Origin of the sequence: Paenibacillus amylolyticus, assembly GCF_003719335.1 — a bacterium.
GTDB lineage: Bacteria > Bacillota > Bacilli > Paenibacillales > Paenibacillaceae > Paenibacillus > Paenibacillus amylolyticus_D.
Window position 1 is genome coordinate 441671 of sequence record NZ_RIAS01000002.1, and the last position, 20275, is coordinate 461945.

Sequence of the window (20275 nt, forward strand, 5' to 3'; positions counted from 1 at the left end):
CTACATCTACGTACTCTCTCACACTACTAACTTACTCGTTTCCAAATTCTCAACACTCCAACACAGGTATCAGAGGCATATAAAGCCTTTAATAGATGATACAAGAATCTAAAGAATTACAACCAGGGATTATCTGATGACTAGCTAGCATCGCCACTACATCATCGCACACACGGCCAGAGGTACCGTTTTTCGGTCGCAAGCATCACACACATTATGAGATAGGGAAGGGTGTTGTATCGTATGCGAATGAGAAAAAAATGGATGTCCGGTTTTCTGACTTTGGCACTGAGTACCGTACTTGTGTTATCTGGCTGCTCCAGTAGCAAGGAAGGTGGGGAAGGTACGCCAGCACCTGCCGAAGGTAATGATCCTCCTACAGAAGCGGCCGCCCAGGATACGATGATTATGGGACGAGGCGGGGACTCGGTTGCGCTCGATCCTTCGATCGTAACGGATGGAGAATCCCTCAAGATCGGGCATCAGGTGTTTGATTCGCTCCTCGATTACAAAGAGGGTGGAACCGAAGTAGTTCCGGCGCTGGCTGAGAGCTGGGAAATTTCCGCGGACGGGCTGAAGTATGTGTTTAAGCTGAAATCCGGGGTGAAGTTCCACGATGGCACTGATTTTAACGCGGATGCCGTAGTGTTTAATTTTAATCGCTGGAGCGATCCGGCAAGTGAATATAAATTCGAAGGGGATTCCTTCGACTATTATGATTCCATGTTTGGGCCAGATGGCGCGCGTGTGATCAAGGAAGTGAAGGCACTCGATGAATCGACAGTGGAGTTTACCCTGAACCAGCCACAAGCTCCTTTCCTGCAAAATATTGCGATGACTCCGTTTGGCATTGGCAGTCCAGCCGCCATTCAGGAGAAGAAAGAAAACTTCAAGAGCGAGCCTGTCGGCACCGGCCCGTTTGTCTTCAAAGAGTGGAAGCGGAATGACTCGATCACGCTGGAGAAAAATACAAACTACTGGAAGGAAGGTTTTCCGAAGCTGAACAAGGTGATCGTGCGCTCCATCCCAGATAACACGGCTCGGTTCAATGCACTGCAAAATGGCGAGATCGATATTATGGAAGACCTGAATCCGGATGATCTGAGTATTCTGGAGGGCAATAGCGAGCTGCAGAAGATTGAACGTCCACCGTTCAACGTGGCATATATCGGATTTAATTTTAAGAAAAAACCGTTTGATAACGTCAAAGTCAGACAAGCGCTTAACCATGCTGTGAACAAACAAGCCATCATCGATGCGTTCTTTGCTGGACAGGCAGAGCCCGCGGTGAACCCGATGCCACCTACGCTGTGGGGGTATAACGATGAGATCGAAGATTACGCGTATGATCTGGAAAAAGCAAAAGCTTTGCTGGCCGAAGCCGGCTTCCCTGACGGATTGCCTGATCCGGTCACATTTTATGCCATGCCGGTATCCCGTCCGTACATGCCTGACGGCAAGAAGGTAGCCGAAGCGATTCAGGCTGATTTTGAGAAAATTGGTGTGAAAACAACCATCGAATCTCCGGAGTGGGCGACCTATCTGGAAGATTCCAAAGCCGGGGAGAAGGACGATCTCTACATGCTCGGCTGGACAGGGGACAACGGTGACCCGGACAACTTCCTGTATACCCTTTTGGACAAAGACGCCATTCCAGGCAACAACCGCAGCTACTATGTAAATGAAGAGTTGCATACGTTGCTCACGAAAGCACAAATAGAGACGGATCAGGATAAACGTGCCGAACTGTACAAACAGGCTCAGGTCATCATCAAAGAAGACGCGCCTTGGATTCCACTTGTGCATACCACACCGATTCTCGCCGGGAAAGCAAGCCTGAAGGGTTTTGTAACCTCTCCGCTGGGAACAGAATCGTATGTGGGGGCTTATTTTGAATAAGTGTGTTTACTGAAACTTGAGAGTGTTGTAGTGAAGTTCCAAAAGTAATAAAAAAACGCAAATGTGGCCTGCAGACGACCACGTAAATGTAAAACTAAACGCAAGTGTTAAACCAAGTTATGCGCTGGCGGACATGCAATGCTTATTAGATTTTACATCCGGGTAGTGACGAGCCAAAGCATACGTGTTCGTCAGCGTTATTTCTATTATTTTGCCAAAGTTGAAATCATGCAGATGAACCCTTTAGGGCAGGTGATCTGGAAGTGAACAGCTATATTGTCAAACGTGTGCTGGTACTGCTGCCCGTTTTGCTGGGCATGACATTGATCGTTTTTTCTATCATTCATGCCATACCTGGTGATCCGGCCGAGACAATTCTGGGGCAAAAGGCAACGGAACAATCCAAACAGGCTCTAAGGGATCAGCTCGGACTGGACAAACCCTGGTTCCAGCAATATTTCGCCTATCTAGGCGACTTGCTGAAAGGGGATCTGGGCACATCCATTCGCACCAAGGTGCCTATTGCCCAGGAAATCGTGCCTTATCTGACAGCGACACTCGAACTTACGATGGCAAGTATGTTGTTTGCTGTCATTATTGGTGTGAATGCAGGGATTGTTAGCGCATGGAAGCACAACTCCTGGTTTGATTACTGCTGCATGGTGATTGCGCTTGTAGGTGTATCGATGCCGATTTTTTGGCTCGGGTTAATGGAGCAATGGCTGTTTGCCAACAAACTGCAATGGCTGCCGTCTATTGGACGAATGAACGCACGTGATCCGGTAGAGGCGATTACGGGTTTGTATGTGCTGGATACGATGTTTGCCGGACGCTGGGATCAGCTGTGGACGGTGACCAAACATCTGATTCTGCCAAGTGTAGCACTGGGCACCATCCCGATGGCTGTGATCGCGCGCATGACACGTTCCAGCATGCTGGAAGTGATGAGTTCCGATTATATTCGTACCGCCAAGGCGAAAGGATTGGGGCCGTTTTTTGTCGTATACGGGCATGCGCTGAAAAATGCATTTATCCCTGTGTTGACTGTCATCGGCATTCAAACTGGCTCCCTGCTGGGTGGCGCGGTGCTGACGGAAACGATTTTTGCCTGGCCGGGTGTAGGGCGTTATATATATGAAGCGATTAGTTCACGGGATTATCCTGTGATTCAGAGTGGAATCTTGATCGTAGCTTTCTTTTTTGTGTTGATCAATCTGATTGTCGATTTGCTCTATGCAGTGTTTGATCCGAGAATCAGCTACAAATAGGAAACCGGATTCACAGGCATACCCATGCAAGGAAGCAAGCAACCTTGTACCTTGTGAAAGAAGTTGCTTCGGAAGCTTAGGCTGTGCATGTGTCACCGAATTTTCCCGTTCAACATATCTAAGTTCAGCAAAGGAGAACCTGTATGGCCAAATTGTCGACCAATACCGGACAAACCGTTGACGCAGCCAGTGCGAGTAGATCGGGTCCTTGGCGTGAGGCGTGGAGGACGTTTCGGCGAAATCAACTTGCGTTGGCAGGCTTGATCATTATTGTTTTTTTCATCGTATTAGCCTTCCTTGCTCCCTATATTGCGCCTTATGATTACAAAGAGCAGGTGTTACAGGACAGGCTTCAAGCTCCGTCGGCAGAGCACTGGTTCGGGACAGATGACCTGGGACGGGATGTGTTTTCGCGTGTGATTCACGGCGCACGAATATCGTTGTGGGTTGGATTTTTTTCCGTCATTGGTTCGATTATTGCTGGAGCATTGCTCGGACTGGTTGCGGGGTTCTATGGGAAATGGGCGGATATGCTGATCTCACGTCTGTTTGATATTTTACTGGCGTTTCCAGGCATCTTGCTGGCGATCGCGATTGTCGCAATTCTGGGCCCTTCTTTGCAGAATGCATTGCTCGCCATTGCCATCGTGAATATTCCAACGTATGGACGGTTGGTGCGGTCGCGTGTACTTAGCTTGCGGCAGGAGGAGTTTATTACATCAGCACGAACATTGGGAGCGGGCAACGGACGAATCTTGTTTCGGCACATTTTACCAAACAGTCTTACTCCACTTATTGTGCAGGGTACACTCGGAATCGGTACAGCGATTATCGAGGCAGCGGCGCTTGGATTTCTAGGTATGGGCGCACAACCGCCAGATCCGGAATGGGGCAAGATGCTTTCGGATTCACGCCAGTATATCCAAAAGGCACCATGGACGCTCATTTTTCCCGGTCTCTCCATTATGTTGACGGTACTTGGTTTCAATCTCATGGGTGATGGCCTGCGTGACACTCTTGATCCAAAGATGGCGAAGAAATAGCCGATTTCACCCAACCGTCCCGAATATCCATTCGTGGCGGTTTTTGTATTGCTGGAGCAAGTGCGTTACACTTTGAAGGGTGGTTGTCCGTATAGAAGTTTAATCGTTTTTTACAGAGTGAAATCAATCATTTTGTTAAAATAAGCCTTTCTGTATTGACACCCAATTTTCCCATATGTTATATAAAAAGAAGGGTTTAGCACTCTTTCTATATGAGTGCTAACAGAGTGACGAATACACACCACTACATATGGAATGGTTTTATCGAAAATATGGCTCAGTACGCCCATACTTTCAACTGGATCATTCAATACCCAAATTCGAAAGGAGCACTTCATTCATGGCGATTAAAAAAGAATTTCAGGCAGAATCCAAACGTTTGCTGGATATGATGATCAACTCCATTTACACTCAGAAAGAAATTTTTCTCAGAGAGTTGATCTCGAACTCCAGTGATGCCATCGACAAAATTTATTACAAAGCACTGACAGACGACACACTCGTCTTCAACAAAGAGGATTACTTCATTAAGCTGACAGTAGATAAAGATAACCGTACGCTTACGATCACGGATACCGGGATTGGTATGACACAGGAAGAGCTGGAGAATAACCTGGGTGTCATTGCGAAGAGTGGTTCCCTGGCCTTCAAAAAAGAGAACGAAGCTAAAGACGGCCATAACATTATCGGTCAATTCGGGGTAGGTTTCTACTCGGCGTTCATGGTGGCGGACAAGCTGACGGTAACGAGTAAAACGCTGGGCAGCAACGAAGCGTGGAAATGGGAATCCGAAGGTGCCGACGGCTACACGATTACACCTGCGGAGAAAGACACCGTGGGTACAGAAATCGTTCTAACAATTAAACAAAACACCGAAGAAGACTCGTATGATGAGTTTTTGGAAGAGTATCGCTTGAGATCCATCATCAAGAAATACTCTGACTTCATTCGTTATCCGATCAAAATGGATGTGACCAATCACCGTCCGAAGGAAGGTACGGAGAACGAGTTCGAGGATTACAAGGAAGAACAAACGGTCAATAGCATGGTGCCGATCTGGCGTAAAAATAAAAGCGAACTGACTGAAGAAGACTATACCAACTTCTATATGGAGAAACGGTACGGTTTTGACAAACCGCTGAAACATCTGCACATTAGCGCAGACGGCGCTGTAGTGTACAATGCGATTCTGTTTATCCCGGAGAATACACCGTTTGACTACTATACCAAAGAGTATGAAAAAGGGCTCGAACTTTACTCCAACGGTGTATTGATCATGGATAAGTGCGGCGACTTGTTGCCAGATTACTTTGGTTTTGTCAAAGGTATGGTGGATTCCGAGGATCTGTCTCTGAACATCTCCCGTGAGATGCTTCAGCATGACCGTCAGCTGAGCCTGATTGCGAAGAACATCAAAAACAAAATTAAAGGCCAATTGCAAAGCCTGCTCAAAGACGAGCGCGAGAACTACGAGAAGTTCTATCAAGCGTTTGGTCGTCAGCTGAAATACGGCGTATACAGCGATTATGGCGCAAACAAAGACACATTGCAGGATCTATTGCTGTTCACGTCTTCTAAAGAGAACAAGCTGGTGAGCTTGGATGAATATGTTTCCAGAATGCCGGAAGATCAGAAGTATATCTATTATGCTGCGGGTGAGTCCATCAGCCGGATCGAAAAACTGCCACAGATCGAAGGGGTGTTGGAAAAAGGGTACGAAGTGCTCTACTTCACCGACGATATCGATGAATTCGCGATCAAGATGATCATGAACTACAAGGAAAAAGAGTTCAAATCGATCTCCAGCGGTGATCTGGGTATCGAAGACAGTGCAGAGAAGGAAGAGAACGAAGCACAGGACAATGACAACAAGGAATTGTTCGAAGCCATGCAGGCTCAATTGGCAGGTAAAGTCAAAGCGGTGAAAGCGTCCAAACGCCTTCGCAGCCATCCCGTATGTTTGTCCACAGAGGGCGAACTGACGATCGAGATGGAAAAGGTGCTCAAAGCTATGCCGAACAGCGGCGATGTTCAAGCGGACAAAGTGTTGGAGATCAACGTGAACCATGATGTATTCAAATCGTTGAAAGACGCTTTTGCGCAGGATAAAGAGAAGCTGAGCTTGTATACGAGCCTCTTGTATCACCAAGCATTGCTGATTGAAGGATTGCCGATTCAAGATCCGGTAGAGTTTACGAATGATATCTGCAAAGTGATGGTGTAAGTCTGTTAGATATAAGATATAAAATTTAGTTTGCAGTTTGACCCGACAGGACGTTATTGGCCTGTCGGGTTTTCATATATATGGAGGTTCTTAATTCTATGCACAGACACTAGTCTCGCAGGGTATAATAAATAGAGAGAGTGTGGTACATCAGTAGTTGATGTAAGAAGAGATGACATGACAGACGGATTTTGCTTTTCGAAACCGCAGATGTTGTGTATAATCACTCAAAATAGAGACAGTCGGCTAGGAGTGATTCACATGCAATGGCATGATCTGAGAGAACATAGACAATACCCTGAACTTACGAAACTGGAAGGCTCTCGTGCGGCGTATGAGCGCGACTATTCGCGATTGATTCATTCCCCAACGTTCCGGAGATTGCAGGGGAAATCACAAGTGTTTGGTGCAGGCACAGGGGATTATTACCGGACACGTCTGACCCATTCCCTTGAGGTGGCACAGATTGCACGAGAAGCGGCGAGAAGTCTGCTACGGCATTACCCGGAGGTAGATTGGGGCCGGGCAGAGAGCCCTGGACTGATCATAGATTCGGAAGTTGTAGAATGTGCAGCGATCGCACATGACTTTGGTCATCCACCTTTTGGACATAAAGGGGAAGAAGTGCTTGATGGTATTTTAGACGATCTGATCAACAGCGAGACGAAGAAGATTATGAAAAAAAGTCGGGCAGCAAAAGCTCCTAAGGCTGAATCCGACGTGCGAGCAGAGTTGAAACGGAAATATGAGCATTTTGAAGGCAACGCACATAACTTCCGCCTGATCATGTATTTGGAGAAACGTGAAGATATCGATGGACTGAATTTGTCGGATGCTGTGCTGCTAGGGATCAACAAGTACCCGTACCCTGGAACAGAAAGCAAAAAAGGCATGTACCACCACGAGTGGCAGTACATTCGTGAGATTCGGGAGCGCTGGAACATCCCGGCAGGCAAGAAAACGCTTGAAGCACAACTGATGGATCTATGCGATGATATTGCGTATTCCGCACATGACCTGGAGGATGGCATTAAGGCAGGCAAAATCGAGGTGCATGAGCATTTTCTGCAAGACCAGCATATCAACAGGCTCATCGTAGACAAAATTACTACACTTGAAGATCTGTTCTGGAAGGGCTGGACAAGGGAAGCAATCGCGGAAAAAGTGGAAGAAGTCCTCGCATCGTTCCTGCGCATCTGGAATGAGAAAATGCCTTTCTGCGAGCATGATTACTCGCGTACTCGTCGTGAGGTAAAGGCCTATTGGGTCAGTCTTTTCGTAGGCAGTCTGGGAGTCATCGATGAAGGGGATTGGAAAAAAGTAACCTTTGTCCGCGAAGGCGTAGAAGACCTCGACATGCTGCGCACCGTGAGTGTACTCAAGAGTTTCGCCTGGGTGACGATGATTCGGGATCTGCGTGTTCAGCGCTTGCAGAAGCGCAGTGAGTGGATGATTAAACGGCTCTGGGATGCATTTCTCGATCCAGAAACGTCAAAATCCATCATTCCTTCCGATTGGTTGCAACGATATGAGAAGGATCAAGCCAAAGCGCAGCCGATCTGGACTTGGGAACATATGGTGATTGATTATATTGCTGGGATGACCGATGCATTTGCTGAGAAAATTTATAATGAACTTTACGGCCTGAAGGTCGGTTCGATCTATGATCTGGACTAATGCAGGAAAGAAGTGGGGTATCGACACCCAAGATCGTTCTGGAGAAAAGTTTAGTCTGGGCGTGTTGGATCTCGTTCCTAGACTGAATGGGGCATCCGCTGAGCACGCTCTTCAGCAAGCAGTACTGTTGGCTCAACAAGCTGAAGCATGGGGATATAGACGATACTGGGCTTCTGAGCATCATGATATGGCTGAACTTGCTTCTGCTTCTCCTGAGGTGCTGCTGTCTCATATTGGTGCAAAGACAGATACCATTCTGCTTGGGTCGGGAGCCGTTCTTCTTCCGCATTATAGTCCGCTCAAGGTTGCGGAGTCGTTCCGCCTGCTGGCCTCGCTCTATCCGGGACGGATCGAGCTTGGATTGGGAAGAGCGCCGGGCGGAGGGCCTCATGCAACGATGGCGCTTAGTGGAAATTATTTGCAGCATGTCTCCGATCTGCCCGCCAAACTGGCTTCGCTTACCGAGTTGCTGGAAGATCGTTTTGCGTATGAGGATGTTATGGTTACAGCGCGTCCGGTCCCGGAAATTCCATTATCTCTATGGATGCTAGGTACCAATGTCAAAAGCGCAGTATATGCTGCACAGTTTGGTATGGGTTATGTTTTTGGACAGTTCATGAGTGATTCGGACGGGGTGGAGGCTGTACGCCGTTATCGAGAGGAATTCGTGCCTAGTGCCGGGCTGAAGGAACCCGAAGTCATGGTGGCAGTCAGTGCAATGTGTGCGGCAACGGAGAACGATGCTATACATTGGAGCATGGAGATAGCGAGCCAGCGCAAAGGAAATCGTGACACAAACGAGCGAGAAAAAAACATGGATACGGTCAAGGGCAGCTCTCAGAGTAATTCTTCCAACAAAGAGGATAAAGAAGTGCAACGGCATGTTGCCGGCACACCCGAACAAATATGGCAATACATTCGGCAAGCAGGGCAACGGCTAAATACCAACCGCATACTCGTGGTAACGGCTGGTCCTGATTATGAACGCAGGCTGGAGTCCTATCGTTTGCTAGCTGGGCTTCGGTGAAATTGTTGAATCGTTTTTGAAAAAGAGATAAATGTAGAATGAGTTAAAGGGCAAATTGAATCTGATTAAACCTAATCAAGTGTTAGGTGATGCTAAGGTGGCTATGAGCTGCAGATCTGAATAATACAGGTCTTGCAGCTCATTTCTCATTCAATAAAGTTCAACAAAATTTCACGGATTACAGCGTCTAACGACAAAAGAATGCTATAATACTTTATCGCTATCATGCAGATATATTATATTAGAGTGTAATTTGCAAGGGGCCAATAGATGGGTTTAATTGCGAGAAAAGCACTAAATTGTAAATGTGGCGAAAGTTGTCATGAGGAGGAAATTATATGTTTAGCCGATTTAAAATCAAGAGTATCGGTCTGCGTATCAGCATCGCGTTTTACTTGTTAATCCTCTGTTTAATCATTTTAAGCGTTACCATTATTGGCCGAATGAATTCAATTGAGACCAATACAAATGATATTACAGGTAACTGGATGCCTTCCATCCAAGAAATTAACCGATTAAATTACACAACGGAGCATATTTTGTCCCTAAGTTATCGTTATTTTGACGCTGAATCAGCTGACAGGCCAAAGATTAACGAAGAGCGTACCAAATTTATTCGTGAAACTGCACAAGCTATAACCATTTATGATAAACAGAAAAAGTCTGCGGAAGAAACGGAACATTGGACAGCGTTTAAGGAGAAGTGGGAAGGATATCTGAAAATTAACTCGCAGGCGATTCGATTGAGTGACGAAGGAGAGACGCAACTTGCTAAAGAAGTAGCTGACAAAGGTGCAGAATCCTTTGATACCATGCAAGTCGATCTGGATTATCTCGTCAACTATAATCAGCAGCAATCGGATATTTCGGCAGCTCAAACGATTCGTTCCGTTCAAGATGGCAGGTTGTCTGTGATCATAGGTGTGCTTGCGATGATTATCATTACTGCCATATTTGTTCCTGTCATCCGTACACAGGTGGTTAAACCTTTGCTTCGTGTCATCAGTGCGGTTAAATTGATCGCGGAGGGTCAATTGAACGTGCAGGATGTACATACCAAACATGAAGATGAAGTGGGTGCCTTGGCGAAAGCAGTCAATGAGATGAAAGGTAACCTGACCTCGATCGTGCTCAATGTAAGGCGTGTAGCTGAATCGGTAAATCGTCAGAGTAGCGAACTGGCCATTGCTTCGGAAGAAGTGAAGATCGGCAGTCAGCAAATTGCAATCACAATGGAGGAATCGGCTAAGGCGGCTGAGAGTCAGGCTCAGACTGCTGTGGAGTCGGCTCGCACAGTGGAAGATTTGAATATTCATATTCAGCAGCATGCGGAACAGGGGAATCAGCTTCGTACGATGTCCAATCAAGTGTTGGAGCAGGGACAGAGCGGTCGCAAATCGATGGAAGAATCCGTGCAACAGATGCAGCAGATTGCCAGCGCAGTGTCTTCCTCAATGAGCAAAATGGAGCAGTTAAACCGTAAAAATGAAGACATTTCCAAACTGGTTCTGGTCATTCATGACATCGCTCGTCAAACGAATTTGCTGGCGTTGAATGCTTCGATTGAGGCGGCACGGGCTGGAGAGAGTGGACGCGGTTTTGCTGTTGTAGCATCGGAGGTCAGAAAATTGTCTGAGGCAGTTCAAGCTTCCGTTGAAGAAATTACGACCATCACTCAGGATATTCAGCAAGATTCACAGGGTGTAGTGAACGAGTTACGTGTTGGTGTTCAAGAAACGGAATTAGGGCAGGAGCGTATACTTGCTTCAGGCCAGTTGTTCAGAACCATCAATACATCAGTTGAAGGTATGGTGGAGGTTATTGGTACCATGTCAGAAGGACTTTCAGGTATGGAAGAGAGCAGTGGCCAGATGAATGATTTCAGTCAGCAGATTTCTGCAGTGTCTGAACAATCGGCGGCTAGTGTGGAGGAAGTCTCTGCTTCGGCTGAGGAACAAGTCGGTTCTATGGAGACCATCAGCAGTAATATTCAAACGTTAAAAGAGTTGTCTGACGATCTTCTCACATCCATTGAAAAGTTAAAAGTATAAGCCGTTCTTTATAATAGAAGAAACAGGGTAAAACGATTGTTTGAACAAGGTGGATTTGTCGTCAAAGTTTGAGTTTAAGACCAGGTCCTAAAAATGAAGTTGAAAGGGATATCCAGCAATGGGATCCCTTATTTTTTTGAATTGAAAAGTAGAACCAAGAAATGAGGGGGATTATGATGGCAGCTACATATATATACATCTTTGCCTGTCATGAAAATGAACGTGAGTTATGCCATCTTGAATTAAGTACATTGCTTAAGGCAGATTCAGAAATGCGCATTACCAGCGGTTCTTATATTAGGTCTGAGCGATGGATCCCGCCGGAAAGAAGTCCATTTATTCATGGACGGCTGAATGTATTGGGTGAAGGAGGCTCGATTACTGAGCTGCTACCTATAGCGCGAAACATTCGTTTACAGCAAGATGAGACATTTAAGGTGGTTTGTCTGAAGGCAGGGGATACTCCACCTGACTATGCTCAGGCACGGAAGTTTGAAAAAGACATCGGGATGTGCATCCATGGGAAGGCTCAGATGAAGCGACCTAAAGTGACTTTCGGACTAATCAAAACAGGCCAAAAATGGATCTTGGGTCAGTGGACAGAATCGGACAAATCGTGGCAAATCCATCAGCAGAAGCCGCAAAACTACTCTACAGGTTTCGGTGCCACCTTAGCAAGGGCGCTGGTAAACGTTGCTGTTCCAGTGGTGGAAAACTATCGATTGCTTGATCCATGCTGTGGAATGGGAACGGTGGTCATTGAAGCTTTATCGATGGGGATTGATACAGTAGGCAATGATCTTAATTCACTTGCGGTGCGCGGGGCAAGAGTTAATTTACCTCATTTCGGATATGATGCCAATCGAATTACTTTGGGAGACATGAGGGATTTGGAGGGGATGTATGATTCGGCAATATTCGACATGCCCTATAATCTTTGTTCTATTCTTCCCGATCAAGAGCAGCGAGAGATGCTCCAAAAATTACGCAAGTTATGCAAACGAGCTGTCGTTGTTTCCACAGAGTGGGTGCAGGCTCACTTGCTGGAAGCGGGATGGACGATAGAAAAGTACATAACGGTGCGTAAAGGCACATTTGTACGCCATGTCTGGGTATGTATGTGATGATCGGGATATGTATGCAAATATACGATAGAGTGCATAATAAACACTCCACGAAGGAAGAAAGTATCCCTTGTGGAGTGTTTTTTGTTCCGATTTGATTCAGCATGATCAGCCATCATGTTGAACAAGTTGCATGGGAACGGATGTTTGTGTTAATATTTATGACTATAATCGACAAGGTTGAGCGGAAGAGTTTTACCAGCAACGTAGGCTTCCAGATTTTTGATGAAAATATCGAGAGCGCGATGGGTATATTGTTCCGTGCTTCCTGCGATGTGAGGTGTAATTAACACATTGTCCATGCCCCATAGCGGGTGGTTTGCTGGAAGAGGTTCCTCTTCGAATACGTCCAGAGCAGCGAAGGCAATTTTACCGCTCTGCAGGGCATCCAGCAACGCCTCCGTGTTTACGCTGGGGCCGCGACCTACATTGACAAAACATGCATCAGTTTTGAAATGGTTAAAGGTTTTCTGATCGTAAATATGCCGGGTTTCGTCGGTCAATGGCAGAATGTTAATTACATAGTCACCTTGGCTGATAGCTTCATGGAGTCCAGACATATCATACATACGGTCTACATGGGGTACGTCTTTTCCAGAGCGTCGTACTCCAATTGTACGCATGCCCAGTGCTTTTAATACACGGGCTGTTTCTGTACCAATCTCGCCGACTCCGACGATCACAGCTGTCTTACCATGCAACTCTGGCAGTGCTTTGCCGGGATTTTTCCATTCAGCTTGCTGCTGATACAGCATAGCTTGTCTCAACCAGCGGCTGTGGGATAACATCATGCCCAGAATGATTTCTGTAATAGGAATGGCATGAACGCCGTTGGCGCTGGTCACCTGAATATTTTTATGTTGTAGCTCCGCGAATGGGAGATTATCTACACCGGCTGACCAGACCTGGATCCATTTCAAAGGGCTGTCCTGATGCAGTGCATGTTCAGTAACAAGGGGGGACCAGCCCAGTATGATTTCGGCCTCTTTTAATTCAGTAGGTTCCAGATCCTTTGCTTTACCCAATTTGATCGTGTATCCTGGCGCCGCCTGCTGGATCTGTTGCTGTTGTTCTTCGGATAAAGATGGAAAACATACGATTTTACCCATAATGTGTGTGCCTCCTGAGATCGATGAATTAGTCTTGTCAAGTGTATCAGATTCAGTGCATCAAGTGCATGGAAATGGAAAATGCAGGAATGAAGTCTGATATGCAAAATCCATATTGTGTGTCACTCTATATTTACCCAGCTTGAAATGATATGCATAGTTATGGAATAATAGAGCGAACTTTAGAGAGGTGTATGCAATGATTGCCCAAAAACTTCAAGAACATGCCTCCAGACGGGAACGTCTGTTTATTGCTGTGCGTCTGCCTGAATCTATTCAGCAGTTTCTTTACATGCAGGCACAGTTAATACGGAACAAGCTTGATTTTCGTAAGTGGACAGACCATAGAGATTATCATATTACCTTGCAATTTCTGGGAGATACATTGATGAGTGATGTCGGTCATCTTCGAGCAGCTCTGCACAAAGTGGCCGCCGATGTTCAGACGTTTGACTTGCAGCTATCGGAATGGGGAACGTTTGGTCTGGAGAAAACGCCGAAAGTTCTCTGGAGGGGTGTTAACGGAGATATAGAGCGATTACATCACTTACATCAACAAATTGTAAAGGCTACAAAAAGTTTAGGTTTTGAAGCCGAGTTAAGACCTTATCGTCCACATGTTACTGTAGCCAGAAAATATCTTGGATCACTTCCTGGTATGGATCATTATGGAGTTTCCGAAATCGTTACAGAACATGTTTCACATGGAAATTCATGGTCAGTAGACGGTTTTGTACTTTATGTGACAAGGCTTGGACAAACGCCAATGTATGAGACGGTGGATACGTTTTCATTTTCCTGAAAAACTTTTAAATGCCATAAACTCACATTGACATTGTGTTTATCCCTATGTAATATTAGCCATCGTTATTCAAATTCTTTTTTTTTGGTTACTAAGATTAGGGAATTGTTTCGATAGGAGGAATCTTCGAATGGAAATTATAAGTAAGAATCGTTGGGTAGCACCGATGTTGTCTGTGCTGCTTGTATGTATAGTGGGGGTAAATGTCGTTCAAGCGACGGGGAAGTGGAATGAAGCGAGTGAAAGTAAACAGATGACGGAGCTTGCGTCTTCGGCGCATAATAGCCCATCATTGCCGCAAGAGCAGAGGCGCATGATGGAAGATGGGACAAGTCTATCTTCTGACACGTCTGGACAATCCGTAACATGGACTAATGCATTGCCGGCAAAAAACTGGCTTTTGACTGCTCAGGAAGAGCGCGAGCAACAGAAAGCTGCGGCTAAACAAAAAGCCCAGGCTATAGCTGAAGCGAAAGCAAAAAAAGAAGCTGCTCTGAAATTGGCTAAAATGGAACATGCCAAAGCGGCGGCTGCGATGTCAACTCCCCCCCAAAAACTTTACTTTACGCGGACCAAACTTTTGAATCAGGAAGATGCAAAACTCGCAACCTGGTCTTACAGTGTGTCCGATAAAGAGCTGCATCTGCTACAAAAAATAGTCATGGCAGAAGCGGAAGGCGAACCGTACAAAGGCAAAGTGGCAGTTGCCAACGTTGTCTTAAACCGGCTACGGTCAGCCAATTTCCCCGATACCATTTACAAGGTCATCTATCAAAAATCACAGTTTAGCCCTGTGGCGAATGGACGACTAAAACGGGTAACCCCGAATGAAGATAGCATCAAAGCTGTGAATGCTGCGCTGAACGGGCAGAAGGAAGTGTCTGATGATACGTATTATTTTTTATCTTTGACACTTGCTGATGATTTGACAGTGGCTCGTACGAAGAAAGAAGTAAAAACGATTGGGCATCATACTTTTTACAAGTAAAAGGCCTCAAAATTCTGCAAACAGGCAGGGTAGTTAACTATGTGAGCGTCACATGAGCCCTGAATTTTGTGAAAATGCAGTTTTATTTCGGCGTTTTTGTGAGCATCTTTAGTTGTAATTTACCCATTTTTTTGGTAGATCATACGATGAAATGCAACAAAAATAAAAAAGGTTCCCCTTCATTTTCAGAAGGGGAACCTTTTTGGCATTTTCGTATAGTTTAAGTACTTGATTGATTGTTTGTTGAATATTACGTCCTCAGACCGATGCTGTGGCCTCTTAGAGGGATTATAAAGGGAGTCTGGTACCAGACAAAGGTCTGGTTGCAATACTCGCTGAGAAACGCTCTAGAGACGTAGTTGTAACTTCTGTCGTTGCAGGGAACAGCAAATCGTGAACAGCTTGAGCACAACAGGTCGGATCATAAGCAGGTGAATGTCCTTTTATATACCTTTTGTTCTTCTTAGGCAGACTACCCTGGTTGGGCTGATTTTCAGACAACTCCCGGAATCGATTCGTTATGACATCCTTAGAGTGAATGATCTCTCCATATCCGGCTTGTACAAAATATTCGCAGTTCTCCTCTTCCTGTCCTGGCAGTGGAGGGATAAAGAGCATTGGAAGGCCTTTAGCCATCGCTTCCGTACATGTCATGCCGCCTGGCTTGGTGATCAGGACGTCTGAGACATCCATGAGTTTGCTGACTTCCTTCGTGTATCCCAGAATACGGATGTTGGGATGCTGGAAGCATGGGATTTCTTTCATTTTGTCAATCATCTTTTGGTTGCTTCCAAGGCAGAATATTAATTGAACCCTGTCTGCCCAAGATGCGAGAGTTTTCATATGTTCCTCGTCAAAAGAAAGCCCCCAACCGCCCCCCATAAGCAGAGCTGTTGGCATATTTTGCAGTCCCATTTCTTCTCTGAGCTGCACCTTATCCCCGGACTCCCAGAAATCAGGATGTACAGGAATGCCTGTAATCTGAATCTGTGAGGAGGGAACCCCCCGAATCTCTAACAAGGCTTTAACTTGAGGAGTGGAGACCAGATATTTGTTTACCTCAGGGTTGATCCACGTTCCATGCACGTCATAATCCGTAATTAAGGTATATAGTGGAATATTTAGTCCTTGGCGCTTAAGTCTGGAAATAACCGCGTTGGGAAACGGATGTGTGCAGATCACGATATCCGGCTTTAATTGGGATACGACCTGCGCCGTCTGGGTATAGAAGATACGGTGCAACGCCAGTTTGGTTAAGCCGTTCAAAGATTTGTTGTACTGTGTGCGGTACAACAGGCTGACAAGTTTGGGTTGAACCGATAGTGTCTTTCGATATGCAGAAAAGATCAGCGGAGCGACGGTCGGATTCAAAAATTTCCCGAGTTCAATAACACGACTATGAACATGAGGACTAACTTTTTTGATGCCATGTGCCAGAGCATGAGCCGCCTGTGTATGACCAGTACCGAATCCTTCTGATAATAAGAGCACTCTTGGTTTTCGCATGAGTTCACCTTTATTCATAAAGTTTGAGTTAAAATTAAAATTTTGAATGAGAACAGTTTCGTACGCTTTAAGTAGGGACAGTTATGCTAGGTTTGTTACTAATGAATATACAGCAAAACACGGAATCATGTTTCATCCAAAAATATTTACACCGTATAACCTGATTTGAGACAGCAAACTTCAGTTATATGCGGATTGTTTGAGTCATCTTACACTATAGACGACGACGCTGACAGTTTCCACTGCATTTCGGTTAAAAAATATTAATACATTTTTTTATTGTTAGGCTTGCAATCTTATTTTTAAGATGATATTGTAGGTTTTGACCAAATGACCATTTTGTATTTTCGGTCATTTCATAGAGAGCGATAGTAAGAATCACTCGTCATATTTATATGAAGCAAGGAGGGGATAAGATGGCTCCGATCGACAGGAGACAGCAGGTGATTCATGCAGCCGCCCAGTCGTTTGCCATGTTTGGATACAAAGCGACTACGATGGATCAAGTGGCCAAGATTGCCAATGTAGGCAAGGGTACGATCTACACCTTTTTCACGAATAAAGAGCAGTTATTTGATCAGATCCTGGTGGAAGTCATTCAGGAGATGAAAAACATTGCGCAGCGTGAAGTGCATCGGGAAAGTGCTTTTTTTGATAATCTGTTTCGTGTGCTCGATGCGCTGTTGGAATTCCGCCGTGATCACGAGTTACTCGTGAAGTTGTCACAGGAGTTGAAGGATTTTGGGACATTGCAGGCCAAGGAAGGTCTGGAAAAAGTGGAGAAAGTCATTTCCGATTTTCTGGCCCGTGAATTGGAGAAGGCAAGAGCTGGGGGAGAAATACGCGATTGTGATCCGCAAGTCGTCGCTTTTATGATGATTCGATTGTATATTGCATTAACCTCAGACTGGAGTAAACATCATGATCCGCTTAGCAAAGAGGAAATCAAGAACTACTTTCGTCTTTTCTTAATGGAAGGCATAGCTGCAATCACCCCGGTTAATTGAAACTTGTCGAAGGACAAGTTTGTTTTTTGCTCTGGATTGACCGTTTGAGAGATTTGGTCATCACGTATTTCGGTAAAAATTCCAGAGATTTTCATTCTGTTTTCATATTGGTTATTCCTGCTGTCTAGCAGAGAGATTAAGGGGAGAAAATGACATGAAATCATTAAACGTGTTTTTCAAGGATTTGGGATCAGCCGTGAGAAACCCGAAGGTGTTGATCCCTGTAATTGCCATATTATTTATACCGATCCTTTACAGCGGCATTTATTTGGCGGCTTACTGGGACCCATACGGTAATGTGGATAAACTGCCTGTAGCCGTAGTTAATCTGGATAAAGGAGCCGAACTGGAGGGGAAATCACTTCATGTCGGTAAGGACCTTATCGATGAGCTGAAGAAAAATGAAGATTTCAAATGGGACTTTGTCAGTGCTACTCAGGCAAAGGACGGCATGCAAAACGACAAGTATTACATGCAGATTACGATTCCAGAGAACTTCTCTTCCCAAGCCACAACATTGCTTGATGATAAGCCTGCACCAGCAGAATTGATCTATGAGCCAAACGGTAATTATAACTTTGTAGGTGCACAGATCGGTAAAACGGCAATTAAAGACCTAAAGGCTAAAGTTTCAGCCAAAGTTACAGAGTCTTATGCAGAAACGTTGTTAGACAAGTTCTCCGAAGTGTCGGACGGCTTGGCTGAAGCAGGCAACGGTGCCGGAGATTTGAAGACTGGTGCTGGAAAACTCGACGACGGGGCTGTGAAACTTAAGGATAATCTGGCTAAGCTAGCATCCGGCACGTTGAAACTTCAGGATGGATTAGCACCGTTAAGTAACGGAGTTACTGCGCTGCATAATGGAGCTTCGAAACTTGAAAACGGAACGACAAGTCTGGTTTCAGGTTTACAGCAACTTCATGAAGCAGCTACGGGTCAGCTGCAAAGTGGTGCTGACCAGTTGAAGAACGGCAGCGACAAGCTGGCCTCTGGCCTTCAATCTTCATTGGATGGCACAAACAAGCTGCAAGCAGGTCTGCAATCATCCGAACAAGGCAGTGCGAAGCTGTCTGACGGTCTTCAATCGGCAGTGCAAGGCAGTGGAACATTGGCAACCGGCTTGCAATCCGCTGTGGATGGCAGCAATAAAGTTGCCGATGGCGCACAGGGAGTGGCAGCCGGATTGAAACAACTGGCCGCAAGTAACCCGGAACTGGCCGCAAGCGCTGATGTTCAAAAGCTGATTGCAGCGAGTCAGGCTGTTGCTGACGGCAGTGCACAGCTGCATGAGAGCGAGCAGAAGCTGGCACAAGGTGCGGATCAACTCCACCAAGGTAATCAGCAACTGGCTACGGGTGCAACTGAACTGCATGGAGGTCAACAACAACTGCTTGCAGGTGCAGCTCAACTGGTTGACGGACAGAAGCAACTGCTTGCTGGTGCTGGACAGCTTAGTCAGGGTGGAGCAAAGCTCTCCGACGGCTTGAAACAATTCAGCAGCAAATTGGGTGAAGCAGCCACTGGCGGTACACAACTGGCAGCTGGTGCGAAACAGCTAGGTACAGGTACGGCTGCATTACAGACAGGTGTTGGTAAACTTAGCGGCGGTGTTTCATCTCTGGCTGACGGTTCCAAACAGCTGGGTGATGGAGCCGGTAAACTGGCTAATGGTCTTACAGAACTGAAAGACGGTTCTGGTGAACTGGCCACGAAGCTGAAAGATGCAGCTCAGAAAACATCCGAAGTGAAGAAAACAGATGAAGTTGTGAATATGTTTGCAGAACCGGTGAGTTCTTCCGAGAACAAGGCAGAGAACGTAAGTAATTATGGAACAGGCATGACACCATTTTTCCTGTCCATCGGTCTGTTCGTAGGATCACTGATCTCTACTATTGTCTTGAAAATGCGTGAAACGTCTGTACCTGGAGCAACAGGCTGGAATCGTTTCGTAAGCCGCACACTGATATTTGGTTCGGTGAGCATCTTCCAGTCCGTTATTGTAGCGAGCTTTATGCTTTACGGTCTCGGACTGGAGACACATAGTACAGGACTGTTTTATCTGTTTACGATTATAACGGGTCTGACCTTCATGCTGATCGTTCAGGCGCTGGTTACTTGGCTTGATCTGCCTGGACGTTATGTGATCATCCTGCTATTGGTCTTCCAGCTTGCAGGGAGTGCGGGTACATTCCCAGTAGAACTGATTCCTTCATGGCTGCAATCCATTAGTCAGTGGCTGCCGATGACACACAGCATTATGGGCCTCAGAGCGGTTGTCTCCAGTGGTAACTTCAATGTGATGTGGCATCAGGCTGAAATACTTAGCATCTATGCAGCTGTATCTGTGCTGCTGACGCTGACGTACTTCCTCCTGAACGGCCGACGTACAAAGAAAGAAGCTGAAGTAGCAGAAAGCGGTCAGCCTTTGACAGTTTAATGAATGAAGCAAGAAGATAATTCGCACAACTTTCTGCAAAAAAAGTTAAAGCATATGTATCGAAATTATGCAATATAGTAGTCAAATAGTGCAAATGGCCTGCGGCGCGAAAA

The 20275-nt window shown here is 45.8% G+C and carries 15 protein-coding genes; 13 read left to right on the top strand and 2 right to left on the bottom strand.

The features are described 5' to 3' along the window. Positions 1–249 precede the first annotated feature (249 nt). From EC604_RS05720 to EC604_RS05755, 9 genes are all read left to right on the top strand, one after another. Positions 250–1899: an ABC transporter substrate-binding protein gene (locus EC604_RS05720; RefSeq protein WP_430538741.1), complete on the top strand. Its 1650-nt coding sequence runs from the start codon at positions 250–252 to the stop codon at positions 1897–1899. A gap of 138 nt (positions 1900–2037) precedes the next feature. After that, positions 2038–2166 (top strand): hypothetical protein, encoded by a 129-nt coding sequence (locus tag EC604_RS30805; RefSeq protein ID WP_275670030.1) that lies wholly within the window; start codon positions 2038–2040, stop codon positions 2164–2166. Further along, on the top strand, positions 2163–3167 hold the full coding sequence (locus tag EC604_RS05725; protein WP_123063207.1) for an ABC transporter permease: 1005 nt from the start codon (positions 2163–2165) through the stop codon (positions 3165–3167). The genes EC604_RS30805 and EC604_RS05725 overlap by 4 nt, the downstream gene beginning before the upstream one ends. Before the next feature lie 143 nt (positions 3168–3310). Further along, on the top strand, positions 3311–4210 hold the full coding sequence (gene nikC / locus EC604_RS05730) for a nickel transporter permease (RefSeq protein ID WP_123063208.1): 900 nt from the start codon (positions 3311–3313) through the stop codon (positions 4208–4210). 340 nt (positions 4211–4550) lie between these two features. Then, positions 4551–6434: a molecular chaperone HtpG gene (gene htpG, locus EC604_RS05735; RefSeq protein ID WP_123063209.1), complete on the top strand. Its 1884-nt coding sequence runs from the start codon at positions 4551–4553 to the stop codon at positions 6432–6434. A gap of 261 nt (positions 6435–6695) precedes the next feature. Further along, on the top strand, positions 6696–8111 hold the full coding sequence (locus EC604_RS05740) for a deoxyguanosinetriphosphate triphosphohydrolase family protein (protein WP_123063210.1): 1416 nt from the start codon (positions 6696–6698) through the stop codon (positions 8109–8111). Continuing rightward, positions 8098–9138: an MsnO8 family LLM class oxidoreductase gene (locus EC604_RS05745; protein WP_123063211.1), complete on the top strand. Its 1041-nt coding sequence runs from the start codon at positions 8098–8100 to the stop codon at positions 9136–9138. Before EC604_RS05740 ends, EC604_RS05745 begins: the two co-directional genes overlap by 14 nt. A 338-nt stretch (positions 9139–9476) precedes the next feature. Beyond that, complete coding sequence (locus tag EC604_RS05750; protein ID WP_123063212.1) at positions 9477–11189, top strand: HAMP domain-containing methyl-accepting chemotaxis protein; 1713 nt, start codon at positions 9477–9479, stop codon at positions 11187–11189. Positions 11190–11365: 176 nt separating this feature from the next. Further along, positions 11366–12313 (top strand): TRM11 family SAM-dependent methyltransferase, encoded by a 948-nt coding sequence (locus EC604_RS05755; RefSeq protein ID WP_240036673.1) that lies wholly within the window; start codon positions 11366–11368, stop codon positions 12311–12313. Positions 12314–12465: 152 nt separating this feature from the next. Here EC604_RS05755 and EC604_RS05760 read toward each other — a convergent pair whose 3' ends face one another. Next, positions 12466–13422 carry a D-2-hydroxyacid dehydrogenase gene (locus EC604_RS05760; RefSeq protein WP_123063214.1) on the bottom strand — a complete coding sequence of 319 codons (957 nt, stop codon included), beginning with the start codon at positions 13420–13422 and terminating at the stop codon, positions 12466–12468. 199 nt (positions 13423–13621) lie between these two features. On the opposite strand from EC604_RS05760, the gene thpR reads away from it, so the two are divergent. Both thpR and EC604_RS05770 read left to right on the top strand, forming a co-directional pair. Next, positions 13622–14224 carry an RNA 2',3'-cyclic phosphodiesterase gene (gene thpR, locus EC604_RS05765; RefSeq protein WP_123063215.1) on the top strand — a complete coding sequence of 201 codons (603 nt, stop codon included), beginning with the start codon at positions 13622–13624 and terminating at the stop codon, positions 14222–14224. A 130-nt stretch (positions 14225–14354) separates the two neighbouring features. Next, a complete protein-coding gene (locus EC604_RS05770) occupies positions 14355–15212 on the top strand; it encodes a cell wall hydrolase (RefSeq protein WP_123063216.1) in 858 nt (285 codons plus the stop codon). Positions 15213–15500: 288 nt separating this feature from the next. On the opposite strand, the gene EC604_RS05775 is transcribed toward EC604_RS05770, so the two are convergent. After that, positions 15501–16718 (bottom strand): MGDG synthase family glycosyltransferase, encoded by a 1218-nt coding sequence (locus EC604_RS05775; protein ID WP_123063217.1) that lies wholly within the window; start codon positions 16716–16718, stop codon positions 15501–15503. 416 nt (positions 16719–17134) lie between these two features. Here EC604_RS05775 and EC604_RS05780 point away from each other — a divergent pair, with 416 nt between their 5' ends. Both EC604_RS05780 and EC604_RS05785 read left to right on the top strand, forming a co-directional pair. Further along, positions 17135–17725, top strand: a complete 591-nt coding sequence (locus EC604_RS05780) for a TetR/AcrR family transcriptional regulator (RefSeq protein ID WP_123063218.1) — start codon at positions 17135–17137, stop codon at positions 17723–17725. Positions 17726–17879: 154 nt separating this feature from the next. Further along, positions 17880–20162 carry a YhgE/Pip domain-containing protein gene (locus tag EC604_RS05785; RefSeq protein ID WP_123063219.1) on the top strand — a complete coding sequence of 761 codons (2283 nt, stop codon included), beginning with the start codon at positions 17880–17882 and terminating at the stop codon, positions 20160–20162. The last annotated feature ends 113 nt before the right edge of the window (positions 20163–20275 follow it).